This window comes from Staphylococcus sp. HMSC057A08 (assembly GCF_001812925.1).
GTDB lineage: Bacteria > Bacillota > Bacilli > Staphylococcales > Staphylococcaceae > Staphylococcus > Staphylococcus hominis.
In genome coordinates this window covers 18,238-44,141 of sequence record NZ_KV810853.1, presented here as the reverse complement: position 1 = coordinate 44,141, position 25,904 = coordinate 18,238, and the positions used below count along the sequence as shown (strand labels likewise).

The following is a 25,904-nucleotide window of genomic DNA, read 5'->3' as shown; positions in this document are numbered from 1 at the left end:
ATGGCTCACTTTACAAGTGTTTACATTATAGGGGTATTTTTTATCTATAACGATGAATTCAAGAAATCAACAAATACACCTTCAGGTGCGGTATACTGATTGTCAGTAGCAATCAACATACCACTATTTGTATCACGTCTAAATACTGTTAACGCGTAATTTCCTTCTTGATGTGCACATACAAGGTATTCATCTGACTCAGTAATATTAAAATCTCTTGGAAATTCTCCCCCGCTTTTTACTATTTCAACCGGGTTAATTCCTTTTCCATCGTCAACTACTGTAAATATCGCTATACTATCATGTCCACGATTACTAATATATAAATTTTGTTCATCATGAGATAGTCTCACAGCTGCTAATTTAGTTTCTTCAGTGAAATCTTCAGGAATCGTTAAATGACGTTCAATTTCTTCAAATTTTCCATCATGATATTGTACAACGCTTACTCTATTAGATAACTCATGAACAACATACGCGTATTTCCCATTATTATGGAATTCAATATGACGCGGTCCATCTTCAGCATGGAATTCTGATACCGCATGTTCTTTAAACCCTTCAACTCCGAATGTATATGTTACAATTTTATCTGCACCTAAATCAGTCACAGCTACATATTTATGGTCAGGGGTTTCTCTAATAAAATGAATATGATTATGATCTTGACGCTCATGTGTTCCAGTTGGATAACTATGTTCTAACTCTTCAATTAATTTTACCACTTCGCCTGTCTCAGGATTAAGTTGATATATACGTGCTATTCCAGCAGTATAAACCGCTTCGAATAAGAAGTTATGATCACTAGAAACAGAAATATAACACCCTGTTCCATTCTCTGAAGCTAAACATTTATTAATGAGTGTAAGCTGTCCATTCTCGTCTTTTTTAAATGCAGCCACACCACATGCCTCATTCTCTTTAGTAATTGCATACAAAAATTGTTCAGTTTGAGCAAGATAAGTCGATGCTTCGATATCATATCCTGTATCTACTGATTGTATTTCTCCATTATCTTCATTAAGTTCGAATATATAAATACCCTTACCTTCTTTTTTTGTATAAGACCCCACATAACCTTTGGTTGTCATTTTAATACCTCCATTATATTCAATATTATTAACATTTATACTAGCTAATTGTATTTATTTAAGAGTAATAAAAAAAACCAGTAACTTCAAATGAAATTACTGGTATATGGTACATCGTTGCATTAAGCATTATTGCTTTCAATATCAGATACGATTTCTTTTGTTTTTCTTTCGATATCTTCAAAGTCTTTTTTGAAAATAAAGCCAAATACTACTACTACTACACCAACAACTAGTGCTGTAATAGCTGTAAAGCTTAATAAGAATTTAAATAAACCTTTAATGAAATCCCACATTTATGTTTCACCCCTGTACTTAAAATAAATACGTTTACATTAAATAATTTTAACATAGTTAACGTTATGATTAAATACATACCTTTTTATATATTATTTCAAACCTAAAATTAAAGATTTTTAAAAAATCAAATATTTTTTCTTTATTTATAATGAATGACATTGGTCTTATTTACACAGTGAATTACTATCATATATAAATAAACATTATAAGGCTTTAAATTTAATATAAATTATTGTTCAATATAAATAATAAAACAAATGATAGGAGGATTTTTCATGCAAGAAGTTAAGTCAGATATTATGACCTTTCGCGGATCACATTTTGATTTAGGTATCAAAACTGCTCAGTGGTTAAAACAGACGCCCTTACTAGAAAATAGAGAACGTGAATGGAAGAAGCGTATACCTCGTTTTGACATTGATGTTAATGAAACATATAGCATTTTCCAAACGTATGCACCAGAAATCTGGGAAGAATTATTAGGAATGCAAGAGATATTAAATTTACCGACTAAACAAATGATTTTAAATTTCGGTCACTATCGTTTTACTGATTTAAATGAAAGTGGATGTACAGTTTTTCAAGGTAAAGATTATATGGTTCGTAATTATGACTATCATCCTGCTACATATGATGGCAGATATCTTCTTTATCAACCAAATGATGGTGGACTCGCGCAAATAGGACCAACCTCTAGAGTAACTGGTCGTATGGATGGTATGAATGAAGCAGGTCTTGTGATGGGATATAATTTTATGCACCGTAAGCATCCTGCAAATGGATTTGTATGTTATATGGTAGGACGACTTGTCTTAGAATATTGTAAAGATGTAAAAGAAGCAATTCAATTTCTAAAAGAGTTACCCCATAGAAGTTCATTTAGTTATATTTTAATGGATAAGCATTTAAATCATGCAATTGTTGAAATTACGCCACGCTCATTTGATGTTAGATATGATAAAGTTTGTACTAATCACAAGGTATAGATAAATATACTGCGTTTAAACTTTTTAATGATCCTAAATATAATATTTATAGTAAGTTGTTTAAAAGTTGGTCAGGAACGATTCATACATCAATGTATGAACCTAAACATTTAAAAGCTTGGATGACATTAGGTGAGAATAACCCCCCTCTATCTATCGACTTTCAGTCATGGTTAGAGGGTCATGAACTTGACTTAATAGAATTTACTGGAAAGCTAGATACTGATTTAACATTTACTACGTATTAATAAAAAAAGATTAGATAAACGTTTTAAAATTTAATTAATCAACGTTTTGTCTAATCTTTTTCATCCTATTTAATATTTATATCACCTTTAACGTTATAACACTCTATAATATTATAACTATTACCTACTTTGCTATCTTTAAAATAAGGATTCTTAATGTTATTGTCACCCATTCCTGGATGTAGTTTTAACAAGGTGTCTTTAGGCTTAGTTTTATACTCAATGTTTATATCACCTTTTTTACTTGAGCTCTTCATATCAATTTGACTTGGCATGTTTTTAAAGTCAAGTTTTCCTTCATTTGTAATGAATAACCCATTTTTCAAGGTACAATGATTAACCACAATATTAGAATTTATTACTTTAAATTGACTATTTTTAATATCACTATTTTTAATATTAATTGTTCCATGATCGCTATAATAATCAATACGATCAAGTTTAGCTTCTTTGATATTTAAATTTTCTCCGTCTTTTCTAATTCTGGCTTTTTTGATATCTATATTATTAATATTTAATTTTCCTAATTTAGCATCAATATTTAATTGTTTTAATTTATCAGGTGGAATAGTTATATGTATGTTGAACTTGCTTCTTTTAAAAGGGTTTAAATTAAAGCTATACCCTCTTTTAGAAGAACGTGATTCTTTTACATTTAAGCTGTCTTTTTGAGTGTTCACTTTTATACTATTGTCCCCGTAATATTTCACTCTAAATGAAGAACCTTGAGTAATAGTGATATCAGAACTATAACTATCTATATTCAATTTGGAGATAGATGATTGATGAAACGTTTCATTATATTTCAGTCGTTTATAAATATCTTTATCATGAACAAACCATACCAACGTTGCTGCTAGAAAAAAAACAACAAATATAACTAATCCACTTATTGTTAACTTTTTCATCACTGGATTCTTCCTTTAATTATTTTTATATACCATGATAAATATTTTAAAACAAGTTTATATAAATTCTGAACAATTTTTATTATTGCAACGAACACTAATATACCTATTCCAGCATAAGAAATACTATAAAGAAAATTACTAAAAGAGTCAGGAGTGCCTTTAAGGATACTAATAATAATTAATAAGATAGGTAAACAAATAAGCACAATTGAAATGACGAAAACAAAGGCTAGAAATATTAAGAATATTATAATTGGGATAACAATTAAGAAAAAAGAAATAACACCCAAACTTAATGATGCCATAATAGCTTTTACAATATTACGAAAGTTAGGTGTAACTTTTGCATGTGAAATTGCTTCTTTAGCTTTTATTTCTTTTCCAATAGTATAAGGATTTTTCAAATCATCTAATATTTGAGCATCTGTTTTGCCTTTTGTTTCTTGATTATAAAAGATATTTTCATATTCATTCATTACTTTATCTTTTTCTTTACGTGGTAAATCATCAAGCTCCGTTTCCAGTTCATTCAAAAAAGTAATTTTATCCATTTTCTTTCACATACTTTCTTAAAATATAAATTTATTTTTATTAACTATCAACGACTAAAGAATTCAATTCGCTTAACAATATTATCTTTATATAAAATTGATAATTTCATGTGATGATCTTTATCAAGATACACTAAAGCATCATAACCTTTACCTACCTTATCTTTGTCATAGTTATAACCTAGATTATCTATAACAGCATCGATTTGGTCACCTATATGAACATCAAAATTTGTGTTAACAAAAGTATCTTTAACTAAGATAATTCCTTTAATTTTGTGATGTTTTTTCTTGACTTTTATTGTTAAATTTTTATATTTATTATGATTATAAAAAACATACCTATCTAATTTCACATGCTTATTTAAACTATATTCTGAGTTATCAAACGTTTCATTAAGCTTTAAATGATTAATTTCTACATCACTTAAATCAACCGTTTTTTCATTTTTATAAATTGTCAATCCTAGTACAACTAATAAAGAAATGACAATAAATAAAATTGAAATAACCCATCTATTTTGAATATGCAATAGGACCACCACTTATATACTTATTTTTTTTAATATATCATAACTATGATTATATTCAAAAAATATTAAAGTACCTTTCAATGCAAATAAAACTGGCGACAAAAATTGAACGTATCGTCACCAGTTTTATTAAAAAGTTATTAATTTAAATGTCTCGTTTAGCAGCATAAAGTACATCAGCGATAAATAAAATAACAATAGATGCAATAGAAATGAACCATTGCCAATTCGTAAATTCAATACTACCTGATGATGATTTTTCTGTTAAGTAACTAAAAGGTATATATTTGAGTGATTTTTGAATATTATCGCCCCATTCAGGGATTAAACCTAAAAATGGTTGTAAAAATGGTACGATAAACACTAAAAAGATACCTAATGTAAAAATGACTGCTGGTTTTTGTACAATTAAAGTAATTAAGAATAATAATAGTCCAAAAAATAGTAAAAAGATAAGATAGAACCAAATATTTGTTAGGAATTTATCTCCATTTAAATTTTTACCATCTGTAAAAGTTTGAATAACTAAAAGTGTAACATACGTGATAAGTGTAAATATGAACGAAAAAATAATAATCGAAATCGTTTTTGCTATCACATAACCTACTCTATTTTTCACTTTATTCATATAAAGTTGAATCGTTCCTTGAGAATAGTCACGTGTAATTGTTTTAATAACAACAAGTAAACCAAAGAATAGAAACATCCAATTTGCCATTGGTAATATCATTGAATAATCGACTTTATCAGTATTCTTTGCTAATAGTACAGTCATTGCTGTGATGATACCCCAAATACATATAAGCGCGATATATGTTAAATAACTTTTTAAAAAACTTAATATATCATATTTAACTAATTGTAAACTCTTCATTTAATGGTCACCTCTTTGATTAATATTAAAGTACGTATCTCGAAGCGAATTTTTACGTGTTTCAATATATTTAGGATACACATTAATATGTGCGAGCGCTTTAAGCAATGTTCGATAATCTCGTTCTGCTTTAATAAGAATTTCTCCATTTTGTTTATAAGAATGAATAACATTAAAATGTTCTTGTAAATAATTTAGCGCTTGATCAAAATCATCATTGTCCAACGTAATAGAGGTACTTTCTTCTGCACTACCATCTTTCATATTGACATCTTGAACGAAATGTCCATCTCTTAAAAAGACAGCTCTATCACAAATTAATTCGATGTCTTCTAATTTATGACTTGAAATAAGAATTTTCATATTTAATTCATTTACTAAAGATTGTATCGTTTCTAGAACATCGATTGAGCCATCTGGATCCATGCCATTGGTCGGTTCATCCAAAATAAGATATTTTGGTTTATTCATTAATGATACAGCAATCGCTAATTTTTGTTTCATACCCATTGAATATTTTTTAACTTTTTTCTTAATATAGGGACGCATACCAAAAGCATCTATAATTTTATCTGAATATGCTTTATCAAATCCTTGACCAAGCACCTGAGCAAAGAGTCTTAAATTATAAAGTCCTGTTTTATTATCATAAAGTTTTGGATGTTCAATGAGATAGCCAATATTTTCATCATCTTTTAAATTAACTTTACCTTTGTAATTAATAATATTTCCATTCATCACTTTCATCAGTGTAGTTTTACCCACACCGTTTTTACCAATGAGTCCTACAATTTTGCTATCTCCAAAATCAAAATCTATATTGTCTAAAACATTATTATTACCGTATGTTTTAGTAATATTTTCTAATTTCATAAAAGTCCTCCTTTTTTCTAGCGACGATTAACACGTGCTATTTGAATAAAATAATTTATAACTAGCCAAATCACACTTATAATAACTAATCCAATACTTAAATATTTATTAAATACATTTGGATCAAGTGCATTATGAAAGATAAATAAATTAATAGTCAAAAAGATAAATGCAATTGCCATCGGTATAGCAAGTACCATTAAAATAATATAAACAGTGTAAGAAATATATTCTCTTTTTCTTTCTGTACTTTTACTAAAGGCAATAGGAATGCTAAATAAATTTACACTTAAAAATGAAAGTGCTGTCGAATAACGCAACTCATTTACCTGAATATTTGTTGATTGAAAATTATATAATCCAATAATCAATGTTCCTAAAATCGTTAATATAATACATGTCAGATAATTTGCATTAAGCAATTCTTTCTTAGTTATTGGTAAACTTTCATAAAAAAGATACGACTCTTTTCCACCTAACCGTCTATGTACTCTAAATAATTGTCCTGAATCTAAAATGCTTATAATCATTAATGTAATGGCAAGTGGAATATATACAACGAAACCATAACTTGTTTTTGAAAAAAATAGTGTATAAATAGGATTAATAACAATAAGCACTAAATAAATGATAAGTGTCCAACGTCTTAACTTAAAATTTCTTATTATTAGTTGCTTCATGCCATCAACCCATTTCTATTTGGAGTTTCAACATCATTAGTTTCTTTCATTTTCTCAAGGTAAATCATTAATTCTTCAATCGTTGGATGTTTTATTTCAACTTGTTTTCCAAATAATTCCTTAAATGCTTGACCATGTTTTGTAAAACCGACATAACCTGTATGCTTTTCTTCTTTATATAAAAGGAGTTGATTTAATTCATCATCTAAATCTTTGTTATCACCTTTTACGATAAAATATTCCTCTTTTATATCATCACAATAGCCTTCAAGTACAAGATTGCCTGTTTTTATATATACAAGATAATCTGCTATTTTTTCTAAGTCTGAAATAATATGAGTCGAAATAAAAACCGTTTTATTTTCATCTATTAATTCTTGCTGCAATATTTCTAGAACTTCATTTCTTACAATTGGATCTAAACCTGCTGTTGGTTCATCTAATATAAATAACTCAGCGTGGTGACTTAAAGCAATGGCTAAAGATAACTTCATTTTCATTCCACTAGAGAAATGCTTAATTTTAAGATGACTTGGTATATTGAATCGCTCTAAATACTGATGGAATATATGACTATCCCACTTAGAATAAAAAGGAGAAATCATATTTTCTAGTTTTTTTATATTCCATTGTTGGTTGAAATAAATTTCTGAGTAAACAAAACCAATTTTATTTTTAATCCATTTTGCTGATTCTTTCATTTGTCGTCCTAAGATTTTAATTTCTCCAGTATTAGGTTCAAGTAAATCCATCATTAATCGAATCATTGTTGTCTTGCCAGCACCATTACTCCCAATAAAGCCCGTAACAAATCCTTGAGGAATACTGAATGAAAGATCTTTGATTTGGAAAGTTTTAGTGTTATAACTTACGTGTTTAACTTCAATCGCTTTCATTCATCTTCCTCCTCGTAAATTAAAGCTAAAACTTCATTTAATTCTTTTAGAGGCATACCAATTGTTTTTGCTTCTTTTACCATGGAACGTGCAAGATGTTCAATTACAAAAAATTGTTTTTCTTTTAAAATTGAACTGTCTTGTTCTTTTACGAATGTTCCTTTACCTCTTATTGTTGTGACAAACCCTTCTTTTTCCAAATCTTCATAGGCACGCTTTGTTGTAATTAAACTGACTTGCAAATCTTTCGCCAGTTCCCTCATAGATGGTAAGTGACTTCCAGCTTCAACGTAACCTTTTAATATATTTTCTTTAATTTGTTGTTTAATTTGTTCATAAATGGGCTGTTCACTGGTGTTTTTTAGAATAACTTTCATTTATGTCCCCCTTTACAACTGTATATAAATAATATATACAGTATATACAGATTTGTAAAGTGAAATAATAAAAATAAGATAAAATCAGTATTCTTAAGACATAAATTGTATATACACTATAAACATAGTTAAACAAAAAACTATGATACAGTATTACAGTGGTAATTGCATCATAGTTTTCATATGTTACTTTTTATTTTTACGTCTGTCATTGCTACGATTAATAAATGCACATATCATAAACATAATGGCAGCCAATAATAACTTTATACCTTGACTTTCATGTCCAGTGGCTTGTAGATAATATCCAATGACAAACAAAACAATAGCTAAACCTACAAAAATTTTTGTTAGGTGTTTCATCATTTTTAGTCACCTCATTATAATAATTATATCAAATTTTTTATTTTATATGCATTAATCATTTATTTAATTAAAATTGAATTGTATATGTTCTATGTTAAGATAGTGTTATATCCACAAATTGCATTACACCCCCTAACTTGCCACATCAAGTTAAGGGGTTTTTGTGTAAGGTCATCTTATTTATTTTTCCACTTAGTTTCTAACCAAACTCGAAATATAATCAGCATACTCCCTGTTATAAGCGTGACTAAACTTTCTAATAACCACGACATTACACTACACCTCCACAAAGTAAAGTGTCATATCTCATGATGACCTATATATATTTTAACACACAAACAGAACATACGTTCCGTTTACGTATAAAAACACTTCTCTGCTTTATTTTTTATTAGAAAACTTTATATTTTGTTTAATTCAAGATAATATATAATGTGAATAACAATTTAAAGCGAGGTTATGAAAATGAATCCTTTAGCACAACATTTAAACGATCAACTAGGCGATGACCGTCCTGAAATATTAAGCATGTTATCGACATTAGGTCAATCTATGTTTTATCCCAAAGGTATTCTGTCTCAGTCTGCAGAAGCTAAATCAACAAAATACAATGCAACAATTGGTATGGCAACTAATGATAAAGGAAAAATGTATGCAGACACATTATTTGATGTCTACAATCATCTTTCGCCTGATGAGATTTTCCCATATGCTCCGCCACAAGGAATTGAAACTTTAAGAGATTTATGGCAACAAAAAATGTTAAAAGAAAATCCTAGTTTAAAAGCTTCATCTATAAGCCGTCCGATCGTGACGAATGCATTAACCCATGGTTTATCTTTAGTTGCTGACTTATTTGTAAATGATGAAGATACAATTTTATTACCAACACATAACTGGGGAAACTATAAACTTATTTTTAATACAAGACATAAGGCAAATATTGAAACTTATGCTATTTTCGATCAAGATGGACATTATACAACAAACTCACTTGTATCTACTTTAGATAATTTTAAACAAGATAAAGCTATTATTATCTTAAACTATCCTAATAATCCAACTGGCTATACACCTACTAAAGAAGAAGTTCGTACAATTGTCTCAGCAATTGAACGCTTAGCAGAAAAAGGAACTAAGGTGATTACAGTCGTAGATGATGCATACTATGGTTTATTTTATGAAGATGTCTATACACAATCTATTTTTACTGCAATTACTCAATTAGATTCAAAAAACATTTTACCGATACGCCTTGACGGTGCAACTAAAGAATTTTTTGCTTGGGGTTTACGTGTTGGCTTTCTTACATTTGGATTAAATAATCAAAAAGCTAAAGACGTATTAGAGGCTAAAGTTAAAGGATTAATTAGAAGTAATATTTCAAGTGGAGCAATGCCTTCTCAAAGTGCAATTAAATATATACTAGAGAATCATGAACAATTTGATAAAGAAATTCAAGCTAATGTAAAAACATTACAAGAACGTTATGAAGTAACAAAAGAAGTGGTTTATGATGAAAAATATAAACAACATTGGCAAGCATATGATTTTAACTCTGGATACTTTATGGCACTTAAAGTAATCGGTGTTAACCCAGAAAAACTTCGTGTTCATTTAATCGATAACTATTCAATTGGTATTATTGCACTTAATGATACAGATATTCGTATTGCTTTTAGTTGTGTTGAAAAAAACGATATTCCACATGTTTTTGATTCTATTGCTAAAGCAATTGATGACTTAAAATAACATAAAAGTATAATAGCGAGAGACCTAACCAGGAAGGTTCTCGCTATTTTTTAATGACTTGTAATAAAATCTAACAATTTAAACATTACTTCTTTATTCTCTCTTGGTACTTCTTGGTTAAGAATCTGGTCTGGCGTTTGATTTAATACGGAATCAAACACGTATGGAGCATCATTCATGACAATCTCTTTTATATCATGAGCACCTGGTTCAAAATGAAATTGTAGTCCGATAATATTATTATTCAAAATAAATCCTTGATTTTTTAAATATTGACTTGAAAATAATAATTGTGCATTTTTAGGTATATAAAATGTTTCTTCATGCCAATGTAATGCCATCAATTCTTTTGGAATATTAGGAATGATGGATGACTCACGATAAACTTTATTCCAACCGACTTCTTTTACTGGAGATTTTCCTACAGTATATCCTAGGGCTTTAGTAATTTGTTGAGCGCCAAAACATATACCAAATATTGGCTTATTTTGCTGTATTAAATTGCGAATTAATTCTCGTTCTTCAAAAATCCATTTATCCTCATTATTAGGACTTATGGGTCCTCCTAAAATAATAAGTAAATCTGTTTCTTTAACATTGGGAAGGATACCACTATTAAAATAAGGATGATAAATATATAATTCATGGTGATGCTCGGTAGCCCAATCTCTGATAACTCCAGGACCTTCATTAGGGGTATGTTGTAAAATATTAATCCTCATTGTTGATTCTCCTTTAAAAGTCAATGTTTATTTATATCTTTGCTATCATTATACTTCGAAACACTTAAAATAAATACTATAAAAATTATATAATTTTTATATTTAAAAAACTTTTATAAGCACTCCAATATATAAAAGGAATCTAAGACAATCATTTTTTGCCATAGACTCCAATATAAAACTCATACTTTTCTATTTTCTATTAAGTCACTATAGTATTTAATAGGGTTCATTCTATCTTTCCATCTAATATAAATCAGTGTTCCACCATGTTTTTTGAGTTTTTCATTACTAGCACCATGTTCAAATGAAGACGCTAGTTCAATATTCATATTAGGATTAACATTTAATAATTTTGCATACCATTTAACCCATACATCACCTTTGACTGGATCATTTTGAATTAACTAATCAATATTTCAGTACAGATTCACTCTATAATCAAAACCGTCAGAAAATTAAATAACAACATAAATATAAAAAGCAAGAATTCTTTTATCACTATATTAATCTATATTATTATTTTGATTATTAAATTTAGCATTTTTATTTATTATCTTTTTTTCAATTTGTATATTAAATAAAATTGTTAAAAATCAAAAGATGTAAAATTTCGACAAGTTTTATGTAAAAATTGTTCAAATTATATTTAAAGATATCAGTGAAATTAAATAAGTAATTAAAGAATATATCTACTTTTTTAATACAAAAAACTAACATTAAAAATGGCTGATTTTGCATAAAACAAAACCAACCATATCTTTTAATTATTTACTTATCTATTTGACTGAGCGCACTTCAAAATGAACTTATCAGTCTTTTTATTATATTTTCTAAATTTCTATAACCATGACCAGTAAAAACACAAAACATTGATATATCAACATTTATAGGTGTTTTTACATCATACCTGGCATACCGCCCATTGCAGCATTGTCATTACTTTCAGGTTCTGGAATATTTGCAACTACCGCTTCAGTAGTTAAGAACATTGCAGCAACACTTGCAGCGTGTTGTAAAGCTGAACGTGTTACCTTAGTAGGATCTACAATACCTTCTTCAAGCATATTCACCCACTCGTTTGTAGCAGCATTGAATCCGACACCTGCATCAGCATGTTTAAGTCTTTCAACAATAACTGAACCTTCTAATCCAGCATTTTCAGCAATTTGGCGTACTGGTGCTGATAAAGCTTTAAGTACAATATTAACACCTGTCGCAACATCGCCTTCCGCTTCTATTTCTTCAACTTTATTATAGATATTAACTAAAGCTGTACCACCACCTGCAACAATACCTTCTTCAACTGCAGCGCGTGTAGAATTTAATGCATCTTCAATACGTAATTTACGTTCTTTTAATTCTGTTTCAGAAGCAGCACCTACTTTTATCACTGCTACACCACCAGCTAATTTAGCAAGACGTTCTTGTAATTTTTCTCTATCAAAGTCTGAATCAGTTTCTTCAATTTGTGCTTTGATTTGATTTACTCGTGCATCAATACTGTTATCGTCTCCATCACCATCAACAACAGTTGTATTATCTTTTGTTACTTCTACTTTATTTGCAGTACCTAACATATCAATAGAAGCATCTTTTAATTCTAATCCTAAATCATCTGTAATCACTGTTGCACCAGTCAATATTGCTAAATCTTCTAACATTGCTTTACGACGATCACCAAAGCCAGGTGCTTTAACAGCTACAGCAGTGAAAGTACCTCTCATGCGGTTTAATACAATATTTGTTAATGCATCACCTTCAACTTCATCTGCCACGATTAAGATTGGTCGGCTTGATTGAACAACTTGTTCTAATAAAGGTAATATATCTTGGAATGATGAAATTTTCTTATCTGTAACTAAAATATATGGTCTTTCTAATTCCGCAATCATTTTATCAGAATCTGTTACCATATATGGAGATTGATAACCTCTATCAAATTGCATACCTTCTACAACTTCTAATTCCGTATCAAGTCCATTAGATTCTTCAATTGTAATAACACCGTCATTACCTACTTTATCCATTGCTTCAGAAATATATTTACCAATTTCTTCATCAGCAGCAGAAATTGCACCTACTTGTGCGATTTCATTTTTATTTTCAACTTTTTGAGAAATGTCATGTAATGCTTCAACTGCTACTCTGACTGCTTTATCAATGCCTTCACGTAAACCAACTGGATTTGCACCACTTGTTACGTTTTTCAAACCTTCTTGAATCATTGCTTGTGCTAATACTGTAGCAGTTGTAGTACCATCACCAGCAATTTCATTTGTTTTATTTGCTACTTCTTGAACTAACTTAGCACCCATATTTTCATATGGATCTTCTAATTCAATTTCTTTGGCAATTGTTACACCATCGTTTGTAATTAAAGGTGCAACATATTCTTTATCTAATACAACATTTCGACCTTTAGGACCAATTGTTACTTTAACAGCGTTTGCTAATTTATCCACACCACGTAACATTGCTTGTCGTGCATCTTCTGAAAATTTAAGATCTTTAGCCATTTATACAACCTCCATTAATATTAATCCTGTTTTTCGACAATTTTATATAGTTATTTTTACTTTTCTATAATTGCTAATATATCTTCTACATTTAAAATTAAATAGCTTTCTTCTCCACGTTTAATCTCTGATCCAGCATATTCTTGAAATACTACTGAATCACCTTCTTTTACTTCGGGAGCAACTGTCTCACCATTATCAAGAAGACGTCCGCTGCCTACTGCAACTACAACACCTTCGTTAGATTTTTCTTTTGCGCTATCAGTTAAAACGATTCCACTTTTAGTTGTTTGTTCTTGTTCTTTTCTTTCGATAATCACACGATTTCCTAATGGTTTAAGCATGATTGTTCCTCCTTAGCAGGGTCTATTTAGCACTTTAATATAATGAGTGCTAATCTAATTTTTATAATAATCAAATTTGGTCAATATATCAAGTAAAAACCTTCTCTTACTTTTTGTACATCTGAGTTTTTTACGATAAAATAATGATTATTGATATTTAATCTGGAGGTTTCAAATGGCAAGAATTTGGGTGGCAATACTAACATTAATTATATATGCTTTAGCACAATTTTTACCCTTAGTTCTAGCACAAACGCCTATATTTAGTCGTTTATCAGGTATGGCTTTAGCTAGGGCTGGGGTGTATACTCAAGTTATCTTATTTATACTTGCAGCAATTTTAATCATCTTTTTTCATTTCAAAATTAAGAATCCTACAAACTTAGAGCAAGAACATAAAGAATCAAAACGTTATATTATCCCATGGGCTATACTTGGCTTTTTCATAGTTATGTTATATCAAGTTATTGTAGGTGTGATTAACATATGGATTTTCGGTCAACCACAACAAAGTCCAAATACTCAACGAATAATGGCTGTAGCAAAACAACTTCCTATTTTTATTATATTAATTTCTGTTGTAGGGCCTATTTTAGAAGAATATGTATTTAGAAAAGTGTTCTTTGGTGAACTATATGATCGAATTAAAGGAAATAGAATCATTGCCTTCTTAATTGCTTCTACCGTAAGTTCTTTACTTTTTGCATTAGCGCATAATGATATTAAATTTATTCTTATTTATTTTGGTATGGGGATGATACTTTCGTTAGCTTATACTTTAACAAAACGAATTTCTGTGCCGATACTTATTCATATATTTCAAAATGGCTTCGTTGTAGTAATGCAATTTTTCCTTGGCGATTCATTAAATCATTTGAAACAACAAACTCAATTTATTATTCACTTGTGTAATTAGCACATAATTTATCTTAATAAATAAAAGCATCGAATGCTCTAGACATTTGATGCTTTTACTTTTTTTTCGTTTTTAAATTTTGATATACATAAATTATCATTACAGTGGAAGATATTAAAATTAAAGTAGGAATCAGTATCATATTCAAAGTTTTTATATATGATTTTGATTCTGTTTTTTTATGAGAAGAAGTAATGACTTTTTTATGTTGTTCTTCTTCTACTTCATCCTTATGAATTGTTTTTGGCTTTTTTAAATCAGGCATAGAGCCAATGTCACTTGTAATTAATGATAAAACTTGCTCATCTAAATTTTTATAATATTCTTTAGCATTAAGTGGATTAAAATATTGAAATCTAAAGTATTGAGAATCCTCTTGTAATATATTTAGATTTTGATTATCAAATTTTTGTTTCTTAATTAAACGATTAAAATCTTTATTTGTTATCTTTTCACCATTATCATCTAAATGATTAATCTTATTAATAATATAAGGGTTGTACTTATAAGCACCTTTTGCATATTGATTAAACCTATTTAAGATATTTTCTGAAAATCTTGACTCTATTTGATATGCATTTTGATAAGTGGATTCTTTTCCTCTATCACTTTGGAAATATAGATTATTTTGCTTTAAATGTGTTGGTTCAAAATTATTATGATTTTTTTCAACTAGTTGTCGTGAAACCAATTGGTTAAACATTGTTTTGGAAATACTATTTTGAGACTTATCCTTTTGATAAGTAGTTTTTGAGTAAACATTGGATGAAGTATTATCATTATATGGTTGTATGATTTGATTTTGTTTCGACTTCATTGATTTAGACCTTACATTTTGATGTTCTTCTTGCTTAAAAATAGTTGAATCATCATTTTTATAATTTTTACTTTTTTGTGCTGTTTTATATTTAGTATGATTTTTTTCTTTAGAAGATGACGTGTTATTTTTATGAATATGTTCTATTCCACTCTTTTGTTGATTCTTATCATTAACTTTTTCTTTTTTTAGTTCTTCAAGGCTATTAGTTTCGTCGCTTTCTTTTCGTGATTCTTCTGCTGTTGATTTTTCTGTGCTATTAGTCTCGTCGCTTTCTTTTCGTGACTCTTCTACTGTTGATTTTTCTTTACTGTTAGTCTCGTCACTTTCTTGTTGGGACTCTTCTACTGCTGATTTTTCTTTACTGTTAGTCTCGTCGCTTTCTTGATGTATATTTTCTATTTTTGGTTCTTCTGTGTTGCTAGTTTCATCACTAGTATAATTAAATTTTTTTATGTTTTCCTTACTTAGTTTAATTTTAGATTGCTGAGTATCAGAAGTTTTTTGTAGGTTTACTTTCTGATCTACGCCTTCACTCTCTATATTAGAAGAGGTTTCAGCATAACTATAGTGACTAAATATAATTGTACTTATAGCAAAAATAAGACTTGTTCGAATAACTTTTTGTTTTATCATTCTGAGACCTCCTCTTATTTTTAACAATTTTAGTATAAAGAAATAAAAAATATCATGCATGTATATAAACAAATTGATAAAAAACATTAATATTTATGAAATTTTTGTTATATAATAATTTACTTATTCTAGTATAAATTTTATACAAGAAATATATTAAAAAAAGGAGATTATAAGATGGAATTATTTGATAAAGAAAACACAAAACCATTTCTAACTGAAATTGAAAATAGACGTACAATTTATAAAACTAAAACATCTATTTCTATTAGCGATGAAGAATTAGAGGAAATGATTGAACATATTGTAAAATATATGCCTTCAGCTTTTAATTCACAATCAACACGTATTGTTTTATTACTTAACGATCAACATATTAAATTCTGGGAAAATGCTAAAACTGTACTCAAAGATGTAATGGGACCAGATCGCGACTTTGAACCTACAGATCAAAGAATTAATGGTTTCGAGCATGCCTACGGAACTATTTTATATTTTGAAGATGAAGATGTGATAAAATCATTACAAGAACAAATGCCATCATATGCTGATAATTTTGCTAACTGGGCTGTTCAAACAAATGCTATGCATCAATACGCCATTTGGACTGCACTAAGTTCAAAAGGTATCGGTGCATCGTTACAACACTATAATCCACTAGTTGATCAAGTTACAACACAAACATTTGATATTCCAGCATCATGGAAACTTGTAGCACAAATGCCATTTGGAGATATTGAAGAACAAGCTGGTAAAAAAGAAATTCACCCTACTGATCAACGATTTATTATTAAAAAATAATAAATTTAAACTTATCAATGAAGCATATTTCAATTAAGTTATTTTACTTTAATTGTAATGTGCTTCATTTTGCTTTTCATAGCCAAATTTAGTAAATTGAAATTATTAAGCAGGTTGAGGAGTGGTTAAAGTGAAAATACAAATATTCCAATTTTATGTCGAATATAGAGATGTTGAGAAAAATGAACAAAAAATTTCAGAATGGTTTAATACTCAATTAGATGCTGATACTGAAGTTGTTGTGTTACCAGAAATGTGGAACAATGGCTATGCTTTAGAAGAATTAAATGAAAAAGCAGATCAAGCATTATCACGTAGTTGTCCTTTTATTTCGAATCTTGCCCAAACATATCAAGTTGATATCGTCGCAGGATCTGTTTCAAATAAACGAAATAATAAAGTTTATAATACTGCTTTTACTGTTTCTAAAGAAGGTCGTCGTATTAACAAATATGATAAAGTTCATTTAGTTCCAATGCTAAATGAACCAGAATTTTTAGAAGATGGAAAAACAGTTCCAGAACCATTTACTTTATCATCAGGTGCGCTCGCCACTCAAATTATATGCTATGACTTAAGATTTCCTGAATTGCTAAGATATCCCTCTAGAGAAGGTGCTCAAATCGCATTTTATGTCGCCGAATGGCCAACATCTCGACTTAATCATTGGAGAAGTTTACTTCAAGCTAGAGCGATAGAAAATGATATTTTCATCGTCGCATGTAATGGCACAGGTCATGATGGAAATACTGAATACGCTGGACATTCAATGGTTATCAATCCTAATGGAGATATTCTTGTTGAGTTAAACAGAGAAGAAGCTACTATTTCAGTTGATATCAACATTCAAGAAGTATCACGCCAAAGAGATGCTATTCCAATCTTTAGAAATTTAAAACCTCATTTATATAAATAAAAAAAGTCGTGAGCTTGGGAGAGACTCACGACTTTTACTTAAGGGAATGTTTTACAGTTATTTTCAATCTTTTGGGGATGTTATTAATTATGAAAAATTACATTGCATAACAATGTTATGATAGCTTGCATATTGAAAATAATTACCTTCTATTCAGAATAGCTAAGTTAATTATTTTCTACTGAGTTAACACTTCAGCGAGTCTTATGCATTTCTCATCAATAAGTTGGGATAGCTTATTAATGAATGGAACTACACGAAGAAATAAATAAATGAAATATTTTACTATGAAAATCGATATTATCGAATAACCCATTGGTCTCGATCATCACAAATACATAGTCAAACTACACAAACATTCCTTACAACTCATCGATAAATCAACTTTTAATTTCGCAACTACTAACAAAATCAAAAAAGATTTATTCGAATAAAACAAAGACTAACAATTTAAAGACTAAGATTATTAAGTTTATATCACTTTAATGTGATATGAGTATATTAAAACATAATATTCATTTAAGTTATTAAAAAATTCTTAACTTGCAACTTTTTCTACTAAACTGTTTATTTTTATATGGTAAAATATGAGTTATCGAATTACTTTAACAGTTAAGTATTAAATTTTAACAGTTAAGCATTATTTTACAGACTAATTGCACAAAATTGTATAATATAGTCAAGGAGAGTGGCACAATATTGAAAGCAATTGATGATAAAATTGAGCACTTTGCATCTTATTTACAAAAGAAAAATAACCTTGATCATATCCAATTCTTAAAAGTACGATTAGGCATGCAAGTGGTTGTTAGTAATATTGCTAAAACAATTGTGACATATGGTGCTGCGCTCATATTCCATACATTTTTGTATACTTTAATCACACACGTCAGTTATTTTTTAATTCGACACTATGCACACGGGGCGCATGCAAAGTCTACTTTGCTATGCCATATTCAAAATTTAATCTTATTTGTTGGTTTACCATGGCTCATTGCTTACTATCATATTAATACGGGTATCATGTATAGTGTTAGTGGCCTTGCATTATTACTGATTATTATTTATGCACCAGCTGCCACTAAGAAACAACCCATACCCGAACGACTAAAACCTCGCAAAAAAATAAAGTCTATTATTTTAGTAGTGGTTTTAATCATTATTTCTATTATAGTACCAGAGCCATATAAACAATTAATTTTATTAGGTATGATACTTGAAAGTACAACAATATTACCATTCTTTTTTCCTAAGGAGGATTATTAATTATGACATTTATTACAGATTTATTCATTAAACTATTCTCATTAATCTTAGAAACTGTTGGTACACTTGCTTCATATAATGTATGTGGTGGTTATTTCGATGAACCTGAAGTTCCTAAAGAATTAACTGATCTTAATAGATAAAATTTAGAAAGTGTGTGACGTATGGATTTATTATCAAATGTACCTTTAGCACTTTTTCAAGGATTTTTATTATTTTTAATTTCAAAAATAATTTTAGATATTAAATATACTTTAAGGGATTATTTAATCATTTTAACGATTATAATCCCTTCTGCTTTTTTTTATTATTATTTAGGAAGTATTTCTGTTTTATATTTATTAATTGGTTGTGGAGTTTTCCTATATTGTAAAGTTAAGTGGTACTCGATTATTACAGTTTTAAGTAGTGCTATTTTAATGTTTTTAAGTAATTTCATTGCTTTTATACTTGTAATAATTTTTCAAAAATTTATTAATAATAATACCTATTTAGATTTATCGTATATAAGTATATTTACTTTAGTTTCTATACTTATATCTTTTACATTTAAATCTCTACTTAAAAAATTAAAAATGTCTTATTTATCTATTAATAAGACTTACTTAACTATTATTTCAATTGTTTTAATTCTTTCATTTATAATTTTATATATTTATTCTCAAGTACCTAAAGTTAATAATGCTTCTTTAAAAATTTATGGGCTAATTTTTATTGGAATAATTATATTTTTCATCACCTTAATCATTATAATTTCTAGATATACATTACGTGAACTTCGATACAGACGTAATATGGAAGAAATTGAAACGTATTATGAATACACACTACAAATAGAATCGATTAATAATGAAATGCGTAAGTTTAGACATGATTATGTCAATATTCTTACTACAATGTCAGAATACATAAGAGAAAATGATATGGATGGTTTAAAGACATATTTTAATGATAATATTGTTCCTATGAAAGATAACCTTCAAATGAACTCAATCAAAATTAATGGTACGGATAATTTAAAAGTGCGTGCTATTAAAGGATTGATAACAACTAAAATTTTACAAGCTCAAGAAAAAAATATACCTATTAGTATTGAGGTGCCAGAGTTAATTGATCATATTGAGATGAATACGGTTGATTTAAGTCGTATCATTGGGATTATCATTGATAACGCTATTGAGGCTTCAGAAGAATTAGAAGATGCCTTAATTAGAATTGCATTTATCAATGTCGAAACGTCAGTCATGTTTATTGTTATGAATAAATGTAAAGAAGATATGCCGAAAATCCATGAATTATTTCAAGACTCCTTTTCAACTAAAGGAGATAACAGAGGACTTGGTCTAACGACTTTAAAAGAAATTACTGATACTACTGAAAACGTGTTACTTGATACGACTATAGAAAATGGCTACTTCGTTCAAAAAGTAGAAATTATAAATAATATGCCATAAGGATGTGAGAAAATGAAAATATTCATTTGTGAAGACGATGTGAAACAACGTGAAAATATGGTTTCAATTATTAACAACTATATAATGATTGAAGAAAAACCGATGGAAATAGCGTTAGCGACAGATGATCCTTATGAAATTATTGAACAGTCAAAAGAAATGAATGATGTTGGATGTTATTTTTTAGATATACAATTGGAAGCTGATATTAACGGTATTAAACTTGGAAGTGAAATTCGAAAGTATGATCCTATTGGGAATATCATCTTTGTTACAAGTCATAGTGAACTCACTTACCTAACATTTGTCTATAAGGTATCTGCAATGGATTTTATTTTTAAAGATGATCCTAATCAACTGAAAACGCGAATAATAGATTGCATTGAAACTGCTCATACACGTTTAAAATTACTTTCAAAAGAAAGCAATGTTGAAACAATTGAATTAAAACGTGGTAGCAATTCAATATATGTACAATATGATGATGTCATGTTCTTTGAATCGTCTACAAAATCCCATCGTTTAATTGCACATCTTGATAACCGTCAGATTGAATTCTACGGAAATCTTAAAGAATTAGCACAACTCGATGATCGTTTTTTCAGATGTCACAATAGTTTTGTTGTAAATCGCCATAATATCGATTCAGTCGATTCTAAAGAACGAATTGTAACTTTCAGAAATGGTGAGCATTGCTATGCCTCTGTACGTAATGTTAAAAAGATATAATATTAAAACCCCTTCATTTTAATATCTGAAGGGGTTTCTTAATCTCTTTTTTAAAGTTTTTCAATAACTTCTTCTAAACTTGGAATACTTTCAATAGCGCCATATTTAGTAGTTACTTTTGCAGCTACTAAATTACTAAATTTTAAAATTTCTTCTCCTTTTCCTTTAAATAGAGAAGTGATGTCTGTTAATTCTGTATTTAAAATTCTATTAATGACTGCACCAATAAACGCGTCTCCAGCACCAGTAGTGTCAACAGCTTCAACTTTATACCCTTGATGATGAATAATTGTCCCATCTTTTAAATAAGCTGTTGCTCCTTTATCTCCTTGTGTATAGATAACTACTTCAACATTTCCTTTAAATAAAGATTGAATCGCTTTATGTTCATCACTTATTCCAGTAACAAATTCAATTTCTTCATCTGAAATTTTAATGATGTTTGCTTTTGGAAGAAATGACTGAATAGTCGCTTTACACGCTTCTGCGCTATCCCATAATGGTAATCTAACATTTGGATCAAACACTATCATCCCATGAGCCGCTTCAAATTTTTCAATCATAGCAAGATGTGCATTTTTCATATCACATTCAATTAAGTCAACAGAACAAAAATGTAGAACATCTTGATTAGAAATATTAATTTCATCTAAATTCGAAGCATGATAAAGCATGTCAGCTGATGGTTTACGATAAAAAGAAAAATCTCGTTCTCCATTTTCTTTTAAACTAACGAATGCGAGTGCAGTATTAGCTGCATGTGTTCGTTTAATATATGTTGTACCAACGCCTATTTTCTCTAACGTCTCTACGATAATATCTCCAAAAGCGTCATTACCTAATTGTGTAACCATTTCTGTCCTACTACCTAATTTTTTAGCCACACTTGCCACATTAGCAGGTGCCCCGCCAACTTGTCGACTGAACTGCGTTACATCTTTAAGTTCAATATTTGTTCTATTTGGAATAAAATCGATTAATGCTTCACCAATAGCATATAACTTCCTCATTTATTTATCTCTCCCTAAGTCATATTTAGTAAATTTTAAATAAACTTGACCTGTTTCTGTAGATGTGCGAATTGCTGTAGCATTTTCATCAGGAAAAATTCTTGACGTTAAGACACGCTCTCCATCATTACAAAAAATTTCAATACTTGAAGTATCCACAAAAATGTGTAATTGCTTTAATGGCGAATCTAAATATGTAGATCTTGTCACACCTTCAACATTACTAGGTAATGCACCACTTTCTGATCGATCTAATGTAATCTTTTGCTCCCTAGTATTATAAGAAATTAATGTTGAATTTAACTTAGATGCTCTTAATTCAAAATATATTTCTGTTGCTTCATTTTCTAAAATATTAATAATAAGCTCATATTGCGTACCTTCATAAGGATGAAGTGTTGTATTATATTTGTTAGCATAACCTAATGCTGTTTCTTTATTTTGACGTAACGTCTCTAACGCTTTCAAAGGACGTTGGCGTAACCGTCCTTCTTCGATTGTTAACTCTCTAGGTATCGTTAAACAATGTGCCCAATCTTCTTCATCTGTAGGATAGTGAGTATCTGGTAATCCCATCCACCCAATTAAAATACGCTTACCATATTCATCTATAAACGTTTGTGGCGCATAAAAATCAAAACCATTATCAAGTTCTATAAATGTATCATGTTTGAATTCTAATGTATCGAAATTTAAATTACCGATTAGATATCCAGATTGATAAATATTTCTATATTTTTCATCTTTTGCATCAATACCTTGAGGACTAAAAATAATGACATCTTGTCCATTTAAACTAAAATAGTCTGGACATTCCCACATATAGCCAAAATCTTCTAGTTCGGTTGTAATTTCTCCAATATATTCCCATTGGTCAATCTGTCGATGTATCATTTTGTACAAAAGTAAACGTCCTAATTCTTGTTGAGTTTGGACACCTAATATTGCATAATATTCTTCATGATGTTTAAATACTTTTGGATCTCTAAAATGACTTGTATATCCTTCAGGTTGATGAGCAATCACAGGCTTATTTAATTTTTCGATTGAACCATCTTGTTTTACTTTTGCAATCATTTGACTCGAATATCTTTTCCATTCTTCATCTCGATGATTACCTGTATACATGTAATATAAGTTTCCTTCAAATTCAAAAGCACTTCCACTATATACCCCATGACTATCATAAATCGTATCAGGCTTTAATATAGGACCATTTGGTTCAAATGTCACTAAATCTTTACTAGTATAATTAAACCAATATTTCAGTCCATGCACAGCACCCAATGGAAACCACTGGTGAGATACATAGTATGTTCCGTTATAAAACATCAATCCATTAGGATCATTTAATAAACCTGTTTCAGGTTGAATATGAAAGTGTTGACGATACCTTGATTGTTCTATTCGATGCTTTAACGCTTCTAATTCATCTTTGTTCACATCTTCAATACGACGATAGCGTTGTTCTCTTGACCACTCAGTCATATTAGTCCTCCTAAATCATTAGTATTAATTTTATCACTTAATATCGTAACGGTAATTAGTCTTAAGACTTTACAATCTATAATTTAAAAAGCGGGAAATTGTACTTTTGATACTCCCGCAAACTTTGCAATATCTGATATGTTTTTCAATAGACTAATCATCTAAATTAATATCAACATAATATTAATTTTATCATATCGTGATTATCTTCAAATACTGTTTTACTAATGAAACTTTAACATTTTAAATATATATCAATACCTTTTATGTAATTTGTTTAATTCCCCATAAAAATATGCCTTTTCACCATGCACAAGTTGATCTAAACCTGTCATATCTTCTTCAACGGTCGTAGCAAGGGACATAAAAATTGATAATGTCTTTCCAATAATAAAAGTTATAATAATCGAGTAAACGACTACTACTACAACTGCAATACATTGTATCCATATAGTATGTAAATGACCAGTATAGATTAATCCATCTAATATATCTTTATTAACTTTATGTGATTGAAATACGCCAGTCAATATTGCACCAATCACACCCCCAACACCATGAATACCAAAGGCATCAAGTGTATCATTATATCTTAATTTTTCTTTTATATAATTGACCACAAAATAACATGCTATACCACCAATCATAGAGATAATGTATGCACTTAAGTAGTTTACAAATCCAGCTGCTGGTGTAATGGTTACGAGTCCTGACAGTACACCTGATAATAAACCAAGTAAGCTTAACTTTTTATTAGAAAAGTATTCAAGAATCAACCAGCTAAATGCTCCTCCGCTTGCAGCGATGATAGTATTTACAAATGATATCACTGCTATATCATTTAAAGTAAACGCACTTCCTGTATTAAAACCGTACCATCCTATCCAAACAAAAATACCACCTATAAGTGTAATAAGTAAATTATTCGGCTGTAGTTTTTCTACTTTTTTTCCGTGACCTATCATTATTGCTAATACTAATCCTGATACTCCTGATGTAATATGTACCACAGTACCTCCAGCATAATCTAAAGCCTCAAGTTGTTGAATCCAACCACCGCCCCATACCCAATGGGCTACAGGACTGTAAATCATAATTACCCATATAAATATAAAAATGGTAAAAGGAATAAATCTCATTCGCTCAGCAATTGAACCTGATAAAATGGAAACCGCAATGGTACAAAACATCATCTGAAATAACATAAATAAGGCAAACGGAATATGTGGACTAAATTGAACATTCGTATTAAATCCTACATGTTGCAAACCAATAAAATCAAAATTACCTATCCAATCATTTCCATGACCAAAACTAAGAGAAAACCCAATGACCACCCATGTAAACGTAACAATAATGATAGCGGCCATACTTTGCATCACTGTATTTAAAACATTTTTAGGTTGAACTAAGCCTCCATAAAATAAACTCAATCCCGGTGTCATTAACCAAACTAATAAAATACACAGAAATAAAAAAATTGTGTCATCCATCTTCATTTTTACCACTTCCTTAAAAAACATCATATTAATAGTTTTTAAGAATAGCAAAAACACGTAAGATTAAATGACACAATTTGTCATATTACATTACATTTATAAAGAAAAACTTAAGCTTTTTGAACTGTGATTGTCCATGAAGCATCATCAAGTTGTTCATAGTTTGTTACAGGATACCCCTGTTCTGCTGCCCAGTTTGGAATTGCTTCAGTTGCTTGAGTGCAATCAAAGTCTATTTTTAATTCGTCACCATTTTTTAATGTTTCCATTTTCTTTTGTGCTTCAATAAGTGGAAATGGACATACCATTCCAACAGTTCCTAATTCGTATAACATATTCAGTCCTCCAA

The 25,904-nt window shown here is 29.2% G+C and carries 28 protein-coding genes and 2 pseudogenes; 9 read left to right on the top strand and 21 right to left on the bottom strand.

What is annotated here, in order from left to right:
- Positions 1-44 precede the first annotated feature (44 nt).
- Together HMPREF2881_RS04325 and HMPREF2881_RS11640 are read right to left on the bottom strand one after the other, a co-directional pair.
- Positions 45-1,091 carry a 6-phosphogluconolactonase gene (locus HMPREF2881_RS04325; RefSeq protein ID WP_002450080.1) on the bottom strand — a complete coding sequence of 349 codons (1,047 nt, stop codon included), beginning with the start codon at positions 1,089-1,091 and terminating at the stop codon, positions 45-47.
- Positions 1,092-1,213: 122 nt separating this feature from the next.
- A complete protein-coding gene (locus HMPREF2881_RS11640; protein ID WP_002450085.1) occupies positions 1,214-1,387 on the bottom strand; it encodes a hypothetical protein in 174 nt (57 codons plus the stop codon).
- Positions 1,388-1,666: 279 nt separating this feature from the next.
- On the opposite strand from HMPREF2881_RS11640, the pseudogene HMPREF2881_RS04320 reads away from it, so the two are divergent.
- A pseudogene (locus tag HMPREF2881_RS04320) lies at positions 1,667-2,625 on the top strand (C45 family autoproteolytic acyltransferase/hydolase).
- A 65-nt stretch (positions 2,626-2,690) separates the two neighbouring features.
- On the opposite strand, the gene HMPREF2881_RS04315 reads toward HMPREF2881_RS04320, so the two are convergent.
- The 9 genes from HMPREF2881_RS04315 to HMPREF2881_RS04275 all read right to left on the bottom strand — a co-directional run bounded on the left by HMPREF2881_RS04315 (position 2,691) and on the right by HMPREF2881_RS04275 (position 8,683).
- Positions 2,691-3,533: a DUF4097 family beta strand repeat-containing protein gene (locus tag HMPREF2881_RS04315; protein WP_002450032.1), complete on the bottom strand. Its 843-nt coding sequence runs from the start codon at positions 3,531-3,533 to the stop codon at positions 2,691-2,693.
- Entirely contained in the window at positions 3,533-4,087 is a 555-nt protein-coding gene (locus tag HMPREF2881_RS04310; protein WP_002488051.1) for an HAAS signaling domain-containing protein, read from the bottom strand. Before HMPREF2881_RS04310 ends, HMPREF2881_RS04315 begins: the two co-directional genes overlap by 1 nt.
- Positions 4,088-4,134: 47 nt before the next feature.
- Complete coding sequence (locus tag HMPREF2881_RS04305) at positions 4,135-4,620, bottom strand: hypothetical protein (protein WP_002450066.1); 486 nt, start codon at positions 4,618-4,620, stop codon at positions 4,135-4,137.
- A gap of 145 nt (positions 4,621-4,765) precedes the next feature.
- Positions 4,766-5,494, bottom strand: coding sequence for a phenol-soluble modulin export ABC transporter permease subunit PmtD (locus tag HMPREF2881_RS04300; protein ID WP_002450058.1), 729 nt, complete (start codon positions 5,492-5,494; stop codon positions 4,766-4,768).
- A complete protein-coding gene (locus HMPREF2881_RS04295; protein WP_002450019.1) occupies positions 5,495-6,367 on the bottom strand; it encodes a phenol-soluble modulin export ABC transporter ATP-binding protein PmtC in 873 nt (290 codons plus the stop codon). It abuts the gene before it with no gap.
- Between the two features lie 17 nt (positions 6,368-6,384).
- A complete protein-coding gene (locus tag HMPREF2881_RS04290; protein ID WP_002450044.1) occupies positions 6,385-7,047 on the bottom strand; it encodes a phenol-soluble modulin export ABC transporter permease subunit PmtB in 663 nt (220 codons plus the stop codon).
- On the bottom strand, positions 7,044-7,943 hold the full coding sequence (locus HMPREF2881_RS04285; RefSeq protein WP_002450028.1) for a phenol-soluble modulin export ABC transporter ATP-binding protein PmtA: 900 nt from the start codon (positions 7,941-7,943) through the stop codon (positions 7,044-7,046). Before HMPREF2881_RS04285 ends, HMPREF2881_RS04290 begins: the two co-directional genes overlap by 4 nt.
- Positions 7,940-8,320 carry a PSM export ABC transporter transcriptional regulator PmtR gene (locus tag HMPREF2881_RS04280; protein ID WP_002450053.1) on the bottom strand — a complete coding sequence of 127 codons (381 nt, stop codon included), beginning with the start codon at positions 8,318-8,320 and terminating at the stop codon, positions 7,940-7,942. The genes HMPREF2881_RS04285 and HMPREF2881_RS04280 overlap by 4 nt, the downstream gene beginning before the upstream one ends.
- 186 nt (positions 8,321-8,506) lie before the next feature.
- A complete protein-coding gene (locus HMPREF2881_RS04275; protein WP_002455099.1) occupies positions 8,507-8,683 on the bottom strand; it encodes an SE1626 family protein in 177 nt (58 codons plus the stop codon).
- 468 nt (positions 8,684-9,151) lie between these two features.
- Between HMPREF2881_RS04275 and HMPREF2881_RS04270 the strand changes: the two genes are divergently transcribed.
- Positions 9,152-10,438, top strand: coding sequence for an aminotransferase class I/II-fold pyridoxal phosphate-dependent enzyme (locus HMPREF2881_RS04270; protein ID WP_037555680.1), 1,287 nt, complete (start codon positions 9,152-9,154; stop codon positions 10,436-10,438).
- Positions 10,439-10,488: 50 nt separating this feature from the next.
- Here the strand turns inward: HMPREF2881_RS04270 and HMPREF2881_RS04265 are convergent, their stop codons facing one another.
- From HMPREF2881_RS04265 to groES, 4 genes are all read right to left on the bottom strand, one after another.
- The gene (locus HMPREF2881_RS04265) at positions 10,489-11,160 is read right to left on the bottom strand and encodes a type 1 glutamine amidotransferase (protein ID WP_002450060.1); all 672 of its coding nucleotides are present in this window, start codon (positions 11,158-11,160) and stop codon (positions 10,489-10,491) included.
- 182 nt (positions 11,161-11,342) lie between these two features.
- The gene (locus tag HMPREF2881_RS04260; RefSeq protein ID WP_002450040.1) at positions 11,343-11,492 is read right to left on the bottom strand and encodes a hypothetical protein; all 150 of its coding nucleotides are present in this window, start codon (positions 11,490-11,492) and stop codon (positions 11,343-11,345) included.
- Positions 11,493-12,059: 567 nt separating this feature from the next.
- Complete coding sequence (gene groL, locus HMPREF2881_RS04255) at positions 12,060-13,679, bottom strand: chaperonin GroEL (RefSeq protein WP_002488073.1); 1,620 nt, start codon at positions 13,677-13,679, stop codon at positions 12,060-12,062.
- Between the two features lie 56 nt (positions 13,680-13,735).
- Positions 13,736-14,023, bottom strand: a complete 288-nt coding sequence (gene groES, locus HMPREF2881_RS04250; RefSeq protein WP_002450026.1) for a co-chaperone GroES — start codon at positions 14,021-14,023, stop codon at positions 13,736-13,738.
- Between the two features lie 175 nt (positions 14,024-14,198).
- On the opposite strand from groES, the gene mroQ reads away from it, so the two are divergent.
- Positions 14,199-14,939, top strand: coding sequence for an intramembrane glutamic endopeptidase MroQ (gene mroQ, locus HMPREF2881_RS04245; RefSeq protein WP_002450067.1), 741 nt, complete (start codon positions 14,199-14,201; stop codon positions 14,937-14,939).
- A 55-nt stretch (positions 14,940-14,994) separates the two neighbouring features.
- Here mroQ and HMPREF2881_RS04240 read toward each other — a convergent pair whose 3' ends face one another.
- Positions 14,995-16,392: an SdrH family protein gene (locus HMPREF2881_RS04240; RefSeq protein ID WP_070653666.1), complete on the bottom strand. Its 1,398-nt coding sequence runs from the start codon at positions 16,390-16,392 to the stop codon at positions 14,995-14,997.
- Between the two features lie 177 nt (positions 16,393-16,569).
- Between HMPREF2881_RS04240 and HMPREF2881_RS04235 the strand changes: the two genes are divergently transcribed.
- The 6 genes from HMPREF2881_RS04235 (at position 16,570) to agrA (ending at position 21,558) form a co-directional block, all read left to right on the top strand.
- Complete coding sequence (locus HMPREF2881_RS04235; protein ID WP_002488064.1) at positions 16,570-17,193, top strand: nitroreductase family protein; 624 nt, start codon at positions 16,570-16,572, stop codon at positions 17,191-17,193.
- 130 nt (positions 17,194-17,323) lie between these two features.
- The gene (locus HMPREF2881_RS04230; RefSeq protein WP_070653665.1) at positions 17,324-18,109 is read left to right on the top strand and encodes a carbon-nitrogen family hydrolase; all 786 of its coding nucleotides are present in this window, start codon (positions 17,324-17,326) and stop codon (positions 18,107-18,109) included.
- A gap of 699 nt (positions 18,110-18,808) precedes the next feature.
- Positions 18,809-19,375, top strand: coding sequence for an accessory gene regulator AgrB (locus tag HMPREF2881_RS04225; protein WP_002488058.1), 567 nt, complete (start codon positions 18,809-18,811; stop codon positions 19,373-19,375).
- A gap of 2 nt (positions 19,376-19,377) precedes the next feature.
- Positions 19,378-19,518, top strand: a complete 141-nt coding sequence (gene agrD / locus HMPREF2881_RS04220) for a cyclic lactone autoinducer peptide AgrD (protein WP_002488089.1) — start codon at positions 19,378-19,380, stop codon at positions 19,516-19,518.
- 21 nt (positions 19,519-19,539) lie between these two features.
- Positions 19,540-20,829 carry a quorum-sensing sensor histidine kinase AgrC gene (gene agrC / locus HMPREF2881_RS04215; protein ID WP_002488053.1) on the top strand — a complete coding sequence of 430 codons (1,290 nt, stop codon included), beginning with the start codon at positions 19,540-19,542 and terminating at the stop codon, positions 20,827-20,829.
- A gap of 12 nt (positions 20,830-20,841) precedes the next feature.
- Entirely contained in the window at positions 20,842-21,558 is a 717-nt protein-coding gene (gene agrA / locus HMPREF2881_RS04210; RefSeq protein ID WP_002455088.1) for a quorum-sensing response regulator AgrA, read from the top strand.
- A 50-nt stretch (positions 21,559-21,608) separates the two neighbouring features.
- Here agrA and HMPREF2881_RS04205 read toward each other — a convergent pair whose 3' ends face one another.
- From HMPREF2881_RS04205 to HMPREF2881_RS04190, 5 genes and pseudogenes are all read right to left on the bottom strand, one after another.
- Positions 21,609-22,568: a carbohydrate kinase family protein gene (locus HMPREF2881_RS04205; protein ID WP_002488065.1), complete on the bottom strand. Its 960-nt coding sequence runs from the start codon at positions 22,566-22,568 to the stop codon at positions 21,609-21,611.
- Complete coding sequence (locus HMPREF2881_RS04200; RefSeq protein ID WP_002455086.1) at positions 22,569-24,056, bottom strand: sucrose-6-phosphate hydrolase; 1,488 nt, start codon at positions 24,054-24,056, stop codon at positions 22,569-22,571.
- A gap of 81 nt (positions 24,057-24,137) precedes the next feature.
- Positions 24,138-24,205: pseudogene (locus HMPREF2881_RS12160) on the bottom strand (LacI family DNA-binding transcriptional regulator); the annotation flags it as partial.
- 105 nt (positions 24,206-24,310) lie between these two features.
- On the bottom strand, positions 24,311-25,555 hold the full coding sequence (locus HMPREF2881_RS04195; RefSeq protein ID WP_002488052.1) for an ammonium transporter: 1,245 nt from the start codon (positions 25,553-25,555) through the stop codon (positions 24,311-24,313).
- 110 nt (positions 25,556-25,665) lie between these two features.
- Positions 25,666-25,890, bottom strand: a complete 225-nt coding sequence (locus tag HMPREF2881_RS04190) for a sulfurtransferase TusA family protein (RefSeq protein WP_002448268.1) — start codon at positions 25,888-25,890, stop codon at positions 25,666-25,668.
- Positions 25,891-25,904: the final 14 nt, after the last annotated feature.